We start from the raw sequence: 11,991 nt of genomic DNA, 5'->3' as shown, positions 1-11,991 counted from the left end.
GTGTCGCCGCCGCCCGCCCGGGGCTCGGTCGGACCGCAGCCAGGCCGCCGCGCGGTGTCGCCGCCGCCCGCGAGGGCCTCGGCCCGGCCGGGGCCGGGCCGCTCGGGACCCGGCCACTGCGCGGTGTTGCCCCCTGCCGCCCGGGACTCTGCCCGGTCCGGGGCGGGCCGCCGCGCGGTGTCGCCGCCGGCCGTTCGGGGGGGTGTCGTGGGGCGGGGTGGGGTTTCGGGGCGGGGGGCGGTCGGGGTGGGGTCGTCGGGTTCGGTCGCCGGGCGGAGTGGGAAATCCTGCTGGGCGGCACGTGGAGGCCGACCGGGAGCCGTACCCGCTTCGGGTGCCGGACGCGCCGGGGTCTGCTGTGCGGCAGGGGCGCTCGTCCACTCCGCGCCTCCCATGGGGGCACGCGGTGCGGAGGCGGCTCGGGCCGCGCCCGGGCGGGGCGTGACGCCCGCCCACTCGGCGCCCCCCAGGGGAGCGCGCGGCTCCGTCGTCGGACGTGGCGGGACGTTCGGCCTTGACGCTGGGCTCTCCGCGTCACGGGGCAGGGTGCCCGTGCCCCCGGGCGGTGGTGCGTCCGGGTAGCGGGTCGACGGCTGCGGGGGCGGAGCCGCCTCCGGCGTGTGGCGCTGCCGGTCGTCGCCTGGGCGGAGGGTCGGGAAACGCGGTGCCTCGGACGAGGAGGAGGACGAGGACGCGTCCCCTGAGCCGGCTTCGTCGGAGGCGGAGGCACGTGGGCGCGGCGGTGTGCCGACAGGGCGGCGCGGCCCGAACCAGTCGCCCCCCGCGGACTCCCCGCCCGCACGCTCCGACGCGGGAGCCGAAGGCTGTTGCGGGGCCGTGGGTTCCGGCCACCGCGACGGTTCTCGTTCGTCGTCCGTCACCGCCGGCCCCGGCGTCACCGGTGGCGTCGCCGGGCGCGGAGGAATCGAGGCGCGGCGCGCTTCCGTGCTCATGCACCCCCCGTTTCCTCGACCCCGGACGACCGAGACTGGCCGAAGGAACCCCTCCGGATCCGTTCCCCGCTTGCGTGCGCGTCACTCTACGGGCTGACGCCACGCCCGTGGGAATCAGTCCGCGGGCCCGGGGCATCTGCCCGGAACGTCCCCCTACCCTGCGGTAATCCGGTCTGGCAGGCTTCGCACATGACAGCCCGCGCCGCAGACCGAGCCCGCTACGACCGGGCCACCGCCCATCTCGACGCACCCGTCGCGATCGTGGACCTGGAGGCCTTCGACGCCAACGCCGACGACCTCGTACGGCGGGCGGCGGGCAAGCCCGTACGCGTCGCGAGCAAGTCGGTGCGCTGCCGGGCCCTGCTCGAACGCGTCCTCGCCAGGGACGGCTTCGCCGGACTCATGTCCTACACGCTCGACGAGTCGCTGTGGCTGGCCCGCTCCGGTTTCGACGACGTGCTGCTCGCCTATCCGTCCGCCGACCGGGCCGCGTACGCGACGCTCACCGGCGACCCCAAACTCGCCGCAGCCGTGACCGTCATGATCGACGACCCTGCGCAGTTGCAACTGATCGACGACGCCCGGGACGGCGGACGCGAAGAGGTGCGCGTCTGCCTGGAGTTGGACACCGCGCTGAAGATGTTCGGCGGCCGGGTCCGGGTCGGCGCCCGCCGCTCGCCCCTGTACTCCGCGGCCCAGGTCGCCGACATGGCGCGTACGGTCGCCCGCCGGCCTGGTTTCCGGCTCGTCGGGATCATGGCGTACGAGGGGCACATCGCCGGAGTGGGCGACGCCCTGCGAGGGCGCCCTTTGCGGTCGCGTGCGATCCGGCTGATGCAGGCGACGGCCCGCAAGGAGCTGGCGCAGCGCCGGGCGGACGTCGTACGGGCGGTCCGGGCCGTCGCGCCGGACCTGGAGTTCGTCAACGGCGGTGGCACGGGCAGCGTCCAGCACACCGCGGCCGAGGACTCGGTGACCGAGATCGCGGCCGGGTCGGGGCTGTACGTCCCGCGTCTCTTCGACAACTACACGTCGTTCAGCGGGCGTCCGGCCGCGCTCTTCGCGCAGCCCGTCGTGCGCCGGCCCGGGGTCGGTGTCGTGACCGTCCTCGGCGGCGGCTATCCGGCGTCGGGCGCCCCCGGCCCCGACCGGCTGCCCGTGCCGTACCTGCCCGAGGGGCTGAGGTACGACTCCCAGGAGGGCGCCGGCGAGGTGCAGACGCCGTTGCTCGGCTCGCCCGCCGACGATCTGCTGATCGGCGACAAGGTCTGGTTCCGGCACGCGAAGGCCGGGGAGCTGTGCGAACGCTTCGACGTGCTGCACCTCGTGGAGGGCGACACGGTGACGGCGTCGGTGCCGACGTACCGCGGCGAGGGCCACACCTTCCTGTAGCCCTGGCCCGGTGGCCCTGCCCTGGCCCGGTGGCTCTGGCCCGGGCGGTCGGCTACCGCGTGGGGCCGATGTCGCTGCCCACGCCCCCGCTGGTGTCCTCGTCGCCGACCGGCCGGATCCCCTCGGTGATCCGGTCCATGTCGGCGAGCGGCGGCCCCTCCGCGCCCGCGTCGAAGACGTACCGCACCATGACCAGCGACTCCGAGCCGACGCTGGACGGGAACGCCATGGACTGGACGTAACCGCCGGGCCCCGCCTCGGTCCTGACGCGCCAGCGCACGAAGTACCCGGTGCGCCCGGCGACCGCGACCGGGCCCTGCTCGACCAGCCGGTGGGACGTGATGCCGTGGAAGGGCCGCTCGTCGACCTTGTTGCGGTCGTACGCCAGGTCGGCCGCGTCGGAGATGTCCTCCCGGGCGAGCGCCGCGGTGGACTTCTCGTCGTTCGCGGTCACCGTGCGCGACAGGACCGTGCCGTGGCGGCAGAGGCCGTCGTCGCCCGGGCAGTCGTACGTCCCGGGTGTGGTCATCACCACATCGGTGTCGGACACGTTCTCGGGTCTGGCCCAGCCGTCGAGCAGCGGCAGGGTGATGCCGTTCAGCTCGTCCACGACGCGGTCGGGATCGGCGGACGGCTCCGGGGCGGACTCCGAGGATGAGGGCGGCGGGCTCGCCGGGGCGGAGACCGTGGGCGCGGTGATCGCCCCGGGGTCTCCGTCCCCGTCGTCCTCGCTCAGGACGACGGCGCCGGTGACGATGGCGGCGACGAGGACGGCCGCCGCGGCGGTGAGGGCGACGGCCTTCGCCCGTCCGGAGCCGTCGCTCCCCCGCGGGGGAGGGTGCTGCGGCGCCTCGGGGGTGCGGCGGTGCTCGGTCCAGGCGGTCCCGTCCCACCAGCGCTCCGTGTGCGGGGCGGAGGGGTCCCGGTACCAGCCGGGCGGGGTCGTCATGCTCATCCCGGCACTCTAGGCGCCGCCCGGCACAGGCACAGGGCCCTCCGCCCGACGGGCCCTGCACCGGCCTCCCGACGGGCGCTGCAGCGGTGTCCCGACGGGCCCCTCGGCGTCGTCCCGACGGGCCCTACAGCGGTGTGACGTACGCGCCCGAGATCCCGCCGTCCACCAGGAAGTCCGTGGCGTTCACGAACGAGGAGTCGTCGCTGGCGAGGAAGGCGACCGCGGCGGCGATCTCGTCCGCCTCCGCGAACCGGCCGAGCGGGATGTGCACGAGGCGGCGCGCGGCCCGCTCCGGGTCCTTGGCGAACAGCTCCTGGAGGAGGGGGGTGTTGACAGGGCCGGGGCACAGGGCGTTGACCCGGATGCCCTCGCGGGCGAACTGCACGCCCAGTTCACGGGACATGGCGAGCACCCCGCCCTTGGACGCGGTGTACGAGATCTGCGAGGTCGCGGCGCCCATCCGGGCCACGAAGGAGGCGGTGTTGATGATCGACCCCTTGCCCTGCCGCCGCATGTAGGGGATCGCGGCCTTGCAGCACAGGTACACGGAGGTGAGGTTGACCTCCTGGACGCGCTTCCAGGCCTCCAGTCCCGTCTCCAGGATCGAGTCGTCGTCGGGCGGTGAGATGCCCGCGTTGTTGAAGGCGATGTCGACGGATCCGTACGTGTCGTACGCGGCCTCGAAGAGCGTCTCGACCTGGTCGGGGTCGGTGACGTCGACCTTGACGAAGATCCCGCCGAGCCCTTCGGCGGCGGCCTTGCCCCGCGTCTCGTCGACATCGCCGCAGACGACGTGGGCGCCCTCGGAGGCGAGCCGGCGTGCGGTGGCGAGGCCGATACCGCTGCCGGCGCCCGTGATGACGGCCGTACGCCCGACCAGACGGCGGCAGACGACGGCGTCGGGCGATGAGACCGACGCCGTCGACGAAGTCGATGAGGCCGGCGAGATCGGCGAGGTCGGCGAGGTCGATGGCGTTGAGGTCACTGTGCGGGGCCCTCCGTGCTGATGAAGACGTTCTTGGTCTCGGTGAAGGCGGCCAGCGCGTCCGGGCCGAGTTCGCGGCCGATGCCGGACTGCTTGAAGCCGCCGAAGGGGGTCCAGTAGCGGACGCTGGAGTGGGAGTTGACGGAGAGGTTCCCGGCGCGGACCGCGCCCGACACGCGCAGGGCACGGCCCACGTCCCGGGTCCAGATGGAACCGGCCAGGCCGTAGTCGGTGGCGTTGGCGAGCCGGATCGCGTCGGCCTCGTCCTCGAAGGGGAGGACCACGGCCACCGGCCCGAAGACCTCCTCGACGGCCACGCGCGCGTGGGGCCCGACTCCGGTCAGAACGGTGGGCGGGAACCAGAACCCGGGCCCGTCGGGGGCGGTGCCCCTGATACCCGGCAGGTCGTCGGTGACGTACCCGCGCACCCGCTCCAGCTGGGCCCGGGAGATCAGCGGGCCCATGGCGGTCTTCTCGTCGGACGGGTCGCCGACGACCACGGACTCGATCGCGGGGACGAGGAGTTCGAGGAAACGGTCGTACGCCGAACGCTGGACGAGGATGCGGGTGCGGGCGCAGCAGTCCTGGCCGGAGTTGTCGAGGAAGGACATCGGGGTGGCCGCCGCGGCGGCCTCGATGTCGGCGTCGGCGAAGACGATGTTGGGGCTCTTGCCGCCGAGTTCGAGGGTGACGCGCTTGACGAGGGCCGCTCCCTTGGCCAGCACCTGCTTGCCCACGGTCGTGGACCCCGTGAAGACGATCTTCGCGACGCCGGGGTGTTCGACCAGCGCGTCGCCCGTGACGGGTCCGGCGCCGGGCAGGACCTGGAAGAGATGCTCGGGAAGGCCTGCCTCCAGGGCGAGTTCGGCCAGTCGCAGTGCCGTCAGCGGGGTCGTCTCGGCCGGTTTCAGGATGACGGCGTTCCCGGCGGCGAGCGCGGGGGCCGTGCCCCAGGCCGCGATCGGCATGGGGAAGTTCCAGGGCGCGATGACGCCGACCACGCCCAGCGGTTCGAGGATCGTGATGTCGAGGCCGCCAGCCACCGGGATCTGGCGGCCGGTAAGCCGTTCCACTCCCCCGGCCGCGTAGTCGAGCAGGTCGCGGACGTTGCCCGCCTCCCAGCGGGCGTTGCCGAGGGTGTGCCCGGCTTCCCGCACCTCCAGCCGGGCGAGTTCTTCGAGGTGTTCGTCGACGACGACGGCGAACCGGCGCAGCAGCCGGGCCCGCTCGCCCGGCGCGAGGGCGGCCCAGCGGATCTGCGCCGCACGGGCCCGTACGACGGCCGCGTCGACGTCCGCCGGGCCGGCCCCCGGGACGGTGGCGACGACTTCCTCGGTGGCCGGGTTGAGCACGAGGAGCTCGTGCCCGTCGGGCTGTGCGGACCGGGTGGGGGTGTGCGACAACGAAGGACCTCTCACATGCGTTCGAAGGAGCGGCGCAGCTCCCAGTCGGTCACCGCGGCGTCGAAGGCGTCCAGCTCGACGCGCGCCATGTTGCGGTAGTGGGCGACCACCTCGTCACCGAAGGCGGCCCGGGCGATGGGACTGTTCTCCCAGACCTCGGCGGCCTCGCGCAGGGTGGTCGGCACGTGCGCGTAGTCGGCGGTGTACGCGTTCCCCGTGCACGCCTCGGGCAGTTCCAGCTTGTGCTCGATGCCGTACAGGCCGGCCGCGACGAGTCCCGCGACGGCGAGGTGCGGGTTGACGTCGCCGCCCGGGAGCCGGTTCTCGAAGCGCATCGAGCGGCCGTGGCCGACCACGCGCAGCGCGCAGGTGCGGTTGTCGTAACCCCAGGCGACGGCGGTCGGCGCGAACGAGCCGGGCTGGAAGCGCTTGTACGAGTTGATGTTGGGCGCGTACAGGAGGGAGAAGTCCCGCAGGGCGGCGAGCTGCCCGGCGAGGAAGTACCGCATCACCCGCGACATACCACCGTGACCGTGACCGCCGCCATCTCCATCGCCGTCACCGTCACCGTCACCGGCCATGACGTTGGTGCCGTCGGCGTCGGTGAGGGAGAGGTGGATGTGGCAGGAGTTGCCCTCGCGTTCGTTGTACTTGGCCATGAAGGTGAGCGAGACGCCCTCCTGGGAGGCGATCTCCTTGGCCCCGGTCTTGTAGATGGCGTGCTGGTCGCAGGTGACCAGGGCCTCGTCGTACTTGAACACGATCTCGTGCTGCCCGGGGTTGCACTCGCCCTTGGCGGACTCGACGGTCAGCCCGGCCGCCGCCATCTCGTTGCGGATGCGCCGCAGCAGGGGCTCGATGCGCCCGGTCCCGAGGACGGAGTAGTCGATGTTGTACTGGTTGGCGGGCGTCAGACCGCGGTAGTTGGCGTCCCAGGCGTGCTCGTAGGTGTCCTTGAAGACGATGAACTCCAGCTCGGTGCCCACCTGGGCGGTGAAACCGTGCTCGGCGAGCCGCTCCAGCTGGCGCCGCAGGATCTGGCGGGGCGCGGCCACCACGGGAGAGCCGTCGTTCCAGGCGAGGTCGGCGACGAGCATCGCCGTGCCGTCGTTCCACGGGACGCGGCGCAGCGTGCTCACGTCCGGACGCATGGCGAAGTCGCCGTACCCACGCTCCCAGGACGACATCGCGTAGCCCTCGACGGTGTTCATGTCGGCGTCGACCGCGAGGAGGTAGTTGCAGCCCTCCGTGCCGTGCCGCAGGACCTCGTCGAGGAAGAAGCGGGCGGCGAACCGCTTGCCCTGGAGCCGGCCCTGCATGTCCGGGAAGGCCAGGACGACCGTGTCGATCTCGCCGCTCGCGACGAGGGCGTGCAGTTCCTCGACGGTGAGCGGTGGTGTGCGGTCTGCCACGGAAAAGGCCTCCTTCGGTCGGCCTGGAACCGTCCCCAGCCGTCCCGGGCCGTCAATGATCGGCGATGGCCATAAGGTATTGCCGAGAACCATTGCTTGGGAAGGGGGCGCGGCCGGATGTCGCACTCTGATCCACACGGCCGCAGCCACGGCCACGACGACCGGCTGGCGCCGGTGCTGCGGCCGGTGCGCGCGGGCAACGGCTTCGAGGAGGCACTGGAGCAGATCCTCCAGGTCGTCCGGCTCGGCCTGGTCCCCGCGGGCGAACGGCTGCCCGCCGAGCGCGAGTTGGCGCAGCGGCTCGGGATCAGCCGGGTGACGCTCCGCGAGGTCCTGAAGGTGCTGCAGGACCAGGGGCTCGTCGAGTCCCGGCGCGGCCGGTACGGGGGCACCTTCGTGCGGGCCCGTTCCGGGGCGACGGACGGGGCCGAACTGCGGCGGCGCGTCGAGGGGGTCGACATCGAGGACGTACTGCGCTTCCGTGAGGTGCTGGAGGTCGGGGCGGCGGAACTGTGCGCGGCGCACGGCCTCTCCGGGGCGCGGGCCCGGTCCCTGCGTGAGGCGCTGGCCCGCACGCAGGACGCCCCGCTGGCGGAGTACCGGCGTCTCGACACGCTCTTCCACCTGACCCTCGCCGAACTGTGCGGCTCGCCGACCCTCACCGCCCAGTACGCGGCCGTCCGCTCGACCGTGAACGACCTCCTCGACTGCATCCCCCTCCTGGTACGCAACCTCGACCATTCGCAGCGTCAGCACGCGGCACTGGTCGAGGCGGTGCTGGCCGGGGACGCGGAGGGGGCACGCGGGGCGATGCGGGAGCACTGCGCGGGCACGGCGGCACTGCTGCGCGGCTTCTTGACGTAGCCGACCCGTGCCTGACTGCGTCCGCCTGCGTCCGCCGCAAAGGTATGGGTTCGCATTCTTTGCGGAGCAGGCGGCGCACAGGGAGAGTAGGAATGTGAGGCACACGGGGACTGTGGGGAGCGTGGGGATGGCCGACCGGCCGCTGATCGGAGTGAGTACGTACCTGGAGACGGCGCGGTGGGGGGTGTGGGAGCTGGAGGCCACGCTGTTGCCGGCCGGCTATCCGCGGCTGGTCCAGGCGGCGGGCGGGGTGGCCGCGATGCTGCCGCCGGACGAACCGGCGTACGCCGGCGGGGCCGTGGCCCGGCTCGACGGGCTGGTGATCGCGGGCGGTCCCGACGTGGATCCGGCGCGGTACGGGGCCGAGCGCGACCCGCGCTGCGGGCCACAGGCGCGGGCCCGTGACAGCTGGGAACTCGCGCTGATCGAGGCGGCGTTGGCGTCCGGGACGCCGTTGCTCGGCATCTGCCGGGGGATGCAGCTGCTGAACGTCGCGCTCGGCGGGACGCTCGTGCAGCACATCGACGGGCATGTCGAGGCGGTGGGGGTGTTCGGACGGCATGTGGTGAAGCCGGTGCCGGGGTCGCTGTGCGCGGGGCTGGTCGGCACGGAGGAGTCGTCCGTGCCGACGTACCACCACCAGGCGGTGGGGCGGCTGGGGACGGGGCTGGTGGCGAGCGCGTTCGCGGAGGACGGGACGGTGGAGGCGCTGGAACTCCCCGGGCCCGGCTGGGCGTTGGGCGTCCAATGGCACCCGGAGATGGCGCTGGACCTACGCGTGATGAAGGGCTTGGTACATACGGCTACCGCCTACGCCTCGGGGCGGGGCTCGGACCCCACGTAGCGGCGGGGCGGGGGGCTTGCGCCGTTCCCCGCGCCCCTAGGGGGCCGGGGCCGCGGGCCGTATGCAGGCCGCAACCACCCTCCCGAACCCACGAACCAACCCCCACCCCCACCCACCCAGGGGCGCGGGGAACTGCGCAACCAACCACAGCGAACCCGCACCCGACAAACCCGCCGCAAGCCCCACTCACCCAGGGGCGCGGGGAACTGCGCAGCCGGCAACCCGGCCGGAGCCACCCCAGGGGCGCGGGGAACGGCGCAAGGCGTGGGTCGTCCGCCGCCCGTCGTCCGCCGCCCGTTCCTACGACCGCGTCAAGGTCAGGAGGTCGCGGGCCGGCCCCGCCGGACGATGCCCCGTCGGCCACACCGCGCGCAGGTCCCGGCTCAACCGCACCCCCTCCACCGGAATCTCCACCAGCCGCCGCGCGGAGAGCTCCTCACCGAGAGCCAGTTCGCTCAGCACCGCCGGCCCCGCCCCCGACGCCGCGGACGCCTTCACCGCCGTCGTCGACGACAGCTCGATCAGCGGGCGGGCCAGCCCGCCGAGCGCCGCGTCCAGCACCTGCCGCGTCCCCGACCCCTCCTCCCGCAGGATCAGCGGCGTGGCCGCCAACTCCCCCGCGTCGAGCGCCCGCCTCCGCCGCGCCCACGCGTGCCCGGGCGCGGTGACGACGATCAGCCGGTCGTGGGCGATCACCACGGAGTCGAGTCCGTCCGCCACGGACACCCCCTCCACGAACCCCAGGTCCGCCTCGCCCGACAGCACCCGCCCGGCCACCACCGTGGAGTTCCCGGCGAGCAGCGACACCGCCGTGTCCGGCCGCTGCCCGCGCAGGGCGATCAGCCACCCCGGCAACAGGTACTCGGCGATCGTCATGCTCGCCGCCACCCGCAGCCGCGAGTCCCGCCGGTCCCGCAGCGCCTGCGCCCCCGCGTCGAACGCCTCCGCCGCCTCCACCACCCGCCGGGCCCAGTCCGTGACCAGCGCCCCCGCGTCGGTGAGCCGTGACCCCCTGGGCGAACGGTCCACCAGCCCGACCCCCAGTTGCCGTTCCATGGACCGGATCCGGCTGCTGGCGGCGGGCTGGGTGATGCCGAGTTCCCGCGCCGCCCGCCCCAGACTGCCGAGCCGCGCCACGGCGAGCAGCAGTTCCAGCGCGCCCAGCTCGGGCACCCGGTGCGACAGCCCCCCGCCCGGCGCCGCTCCCGCTGCGCGCACCGGCTGGTCGTCCGTACCGTCGCTCCAACTCATAAGCCCACCTTATGCCCCCATAGACCGGTACTCCCTGGTGGCCACCCCGCCCGGGGAGCACCGTGGAGTCATGGTCACCGCCGTCCCCAGCCCTCCCACCCTCAGAGGGCGCACCGCTCGTACCGGACAGATCCGCCGGACCGCCCACCCCCGCGCCACCGCCGTCCGCCACCTCGGACCCAACTGGTACGCCCCCGTCATGGGCACCGCGATCATCGCCACGGCCGGCGCCGGCCTCCCGTTCGGCGCCCCCGGCCTGCGTACCGTCTGCGCGGCGTTCTGGGCGCTCTCCCTCGTCCTGCTCGTCGGCCTGCTCGTCGCGCGGGCGGCGCACTGGATCCATCACGGGGGCCGGGCGAGGGCCCAGCTCATGGACCCGGCGACGGCACCGTTCTACGGGTGCCTCTCGATGGCCCTGCTGGCCGTCGGCGGCGGCGCCCTCGTCGTCGGCCACGACTGGATCGGCACCCCGGCGGCGGTCGCCCTGGACGCCGTCCTGTTCACCGCCGGCACCCTGACCGGGCTGACGGTGGCCGTGGCCGTCCCCTACCTGATGGTCGTGCGCCCCCGGACGGACGCCGCCTCCCGGATCCCGTCCCAGGTCAGTCCCGTATGGCTGCTCCCCGTGGTCGCCCCGATGGTGTCCGCGGCCCTCGGCCCGCTGCTCGTACCGCATCTGCCGGCCGGCGCGCCCCGCGCGACCCTGCTGCTCGCCTGCTTCGCGATGTTCGGCCTCAGTCTGCTGGCCACGCTGGTGATGCTGCCGATGATCTTCGCCCGGCTCCTCACGGACGGCCCGCTGCCGCTCGCCCTGACCCCGGCCCTGTTCCTGGTGCTGGGTCCGCTGGGGCAGTCCACGACGGCCGTCGACAAGTTCGCCGGCGCCGCGCAAGGGGTGGTGCCCGCCCCGTACGAGCAGGGCTTCGCCGTCCTCGCGGTGCTCTACGGCGTACCGGTGATGGGGTTCGCGCTGTTCTGGCTCGCGCTGGCCGGCGCGATGGTGGTGCGCGCCCACCGCCGGGGCATGCGCTTCACGATGACCTGGTGGGCCTTCACCTTCCCGGTCGGTACGTGTGTGACGGGCGCCGAGGGCCTCGCGCGGCACACCGGGCTCGTCGTCTACGACGGGATCGCCGTCGCCCTGTACGCCCTGCTGCTCGCCGCCTGGACCGTGGCCGCCGTGCACACCGCCCGGGGCCTGCTCAGCGGACGGCTGCTCGCAGCGCCTCGGCCAGTACCCGCGGGGCCCGCGCCAACGACGGCCCGTACCAGGTGAGATGGCGTCCGTCGACGAGCGCGCAGGGCACCCCGGGAAACTCCTCGGGGCCGTCCTCCCGGGTAAAGCGGTACGGCTCGTCGGGCAGGACGAGCAGGTCGAGGCGGGCGGCGCGCAGTGCGTCGGCGGGGATGCGCGGATAGCGCTCGGCGTGGTCGGCGTACGCGTTGTCGACGCCCAGCCGTGCCAGCAGGTCCCCCGCGAAGGTGTCCCGTCCGAGCACCATCCAGGGGCGCCGCCAGATGGGCACGGCCGCGCGCGGCCGGATCGACGGGCAGGGCGGGTCGAGCCACACCGTCTCGGCCTCGTCCAGCCAGCGGGGCCGTCCGCGGACGCCGCACGCCCCGAGCACGCGCTCCAGTTCGCGGAAGGCGCCCGGCAGGTCCCGTACCTCGGTGACCAGGACCTCCAGGCCCGCTCGCCGCAGCGCTGTCAGGTCGGGCTCGCGGTTCTCCTCCTCGTTGGCGATCACGAGGTCGGGGGCGAGGGCGACGACCCGCTCGACGTCCGGGTTCTTGGTGCCGCCGACGCGTACGACGTCGAGCCCGGCGGGGTGGCTGCACCAGTCGGTCGCCCCGACGAGGGTCCCCGGCGCGGACACGGCGACGGCCTCGGTCAGGGACGGGACCAGCGACACCACCCTCGGCGCCGGGGCG

10 protein-coding genes are annotated in these 11,991 nt (G+C 73.9%); 4 read left to right on the top strand and 6 right to left on the bottom strand.

The genetic code is table 11. The features are described 5' to 3' along the window. The first annotated feature begins 1,142 nt into the window (after positions 1-1,142). Positions 1,143-2,345 (top strand): amino acid deaminase/aldolase, encoded by a 1,203-nt coding sequence (locus tag IE278_RS37210; protein ID WP_189779376.1) that lies wholly within the window; start codon positions 1,143-1,145, stop codon positions 2,343-2,345. 52 nt (positions 2,346-2,397) lie between these two features. Here IE278_RS37210 and IE278_RS37205 read toward each other — a convergent pair whose 3' ends face one another. The 4 genes from IE278_RS37205 to IE278_RS37190 all read right to left on the bottom strand — a co-directional run bounded on the left by IE278_RS37205 (position 2,398) and on the right by IE278_RS37190 (position 7,100). Continuing rightward, complete coding sequence (locus IE278_RS37205) at positions 2,398-3,294, bottom strand: DUF2510 domain-containing protein (RefSeq protein WP_189779391.1); 897 nt, start codon at positions 3,292-3,294, stop codon at positions 2,398-2,400. A gap of 130 nt (positions 3,295-3,424) precedes the next feature. After that, on the bottom strand, positions 3,425-4,249 hold the full coding sequence (locus IE278_RS37200; RefSeq protein WP_189779389.1) for a 3-oxoacyl-ACP reductase: 825 nt from the start codon (positions 4,247-4,249) through the stop codon (positions 3,425-3,427). Between the two features lie 32 nt (positions 4,250-4,281). Next, entirely contained in the window at positions 4,282-5,688 is a 1,407-nt protein-coding gene (locus IE278_RS37195; protein WP_189779374.1) for an aldehyde dehydrogenase family protein, read from the bottom strand. Between the two features lie 11 nt (positions 5,689-5,699). Next, on the bottom strand, positions 5,700-7,100 hold the full coding sequence (locus IE278_RS37190) for a glutamine synthetase family protein (RefSeq protein ID WP_189779372.1): 1,401 nt from the start codon (positions 7,098-7,100) through the stop codon (positions 5,700-5,702). A 117-nt stretch (positions 7,101-7,217) separates the two neighbouring features. On the opposite strand from IE278_RS37190, the gene IE278_RS37185 reads away from it, so the two are divergent. Both IE278_RS37185 and IE278_RS37180 read left to right on the top strand, forming a co-directional pair. After that, a complete protein-coding gene (locus tag IE278_RS37185) occupies positions 7,218-7,964 on the top strand; it encodes a FadR/GntR family transcriptional regulator (protein WP_189779370.1) in 747 nt (248 codons plus the stop codon). 127 nt (positions 7,965-8,091) lie between these two features. Further along, positions 8,092-8,808 (top strand): gamma-glutamyl-gamma-aminobutyrate hydrolase family protein, encoded by a 717-nt coding sequence (locus tag IE278_RS37180; RefSeq protein WP_189779369.1) that lies wholly within the window; start codon positions 8,092-8,094, stop codon positions 8,806-8,808. A 300-nt stretch (positions 8,809-9,108) separates the two neighbouring features. Here the strand turns inward: IE278_RS37180 and IE278_RS37175 are convergent, their stop codons facing one another. Next, positions 9,109-10,059: a LysR family transcriptional regulator gene (locus IE278_RS37175; RefSeq protein WP_189779367.1), complete on the bottom strand. Its 951-nt coding sequence runs from the start codon at positions 10,057-10,059 to the stop codon at positions 9,109-9,111. Positions 10,060-10,129: 70 nt separating this feature from the next. Here IE278_RS37175 and IE278_RS37170 point away from each other — a divergent pair, with 70 nt between their 5' ends. After that, on the top strand, positions 10,130-11,335 hold the full coding sequence (locus tag IE278_RS37170) for a TDT family transporter (RefSeq protein WP_189779365.1): 1,206 nt from the start codon (positions 10,130-10,132) through the stop codon (positions 11,333-11,335). Here the strand turns inward: IE278_RS37170 and IE278_RS37165 are convergent. Further along, the gene (locus tag IE278_RS37165) at positions 11,262-11,972 is read right to left on the bottom strand and encodes a helical backbone metal receptor (protein WP_246571295.1); all 711 of its coding nucleotides are present in this window, start codon (positions 11,970-11,972) and stop codon (positions 11,262-11,264) included. The two genes, IE278_RS37170 and IE278_RS37165, sit on opposite strands and share 74 nt — an antisense overlap. Positions 11,973-11,991: the final 19 nt, after the last annotated feature.

The sequence above is a fragment of the Streptomyces tauricus genome (genome assembly GCF_014650955.1).
GTDB lineage: Bacteria > Actinomycetota > Actinomycetes > Streptomycetales > Streptomycetaceae > Streptomyces > Streptomyces tauricus.
This window is presented reverse-complemented; position numbering and strand designations above follow the sequence as displayed.

Excerpts from the sequence above, each read along its gene's own strand:
- IE278_RS37185 (WP_189779370.1), top strand. The coding sequence starts at position 7,218 with ATGTCGCACTCTGATCCACACGGCCGCAGCCACGGCCACGACGACCGG.
- IE278_RS37210 (WP_189779376.1), top strand. The coding sequence starts at position 1,143 with ATGACAGCCCGCGCCGCAGACCGAGCCCGCTACGACCGGGCCACCGCC.
- IE278_RS37205 (WP_189779391.1), bottom strand. The coding sequence starts at position 3,294 with ATGACGACCCCGCCCGGCTGGTACCGGGACCCCTCCGCCCCGCACACG.
- IE278_RS37175 (WP_189779367.1), bottom strand. The coding sequence starts at position 10,059 with ATGAGTTGGAGCGACGGTACGGACGACCAGCCGGTGCGCGCAGCGGGA.
- IE278_RS37170 (WP_189779365.1), top strand. The coding sequence starts at position 10,130 with ATGGTCACCGCCGTCCCCAGCCCTCCCACCCTCAGAGGGCGCACCGCT.
- IE278_RS37180 (WP_189779369.1), top strand. The coding sequence starts at position 8,092 with ATGGCCGACCGGCCGCTGATCGGAGTGAGTACGTACCTGGAGACGGCG.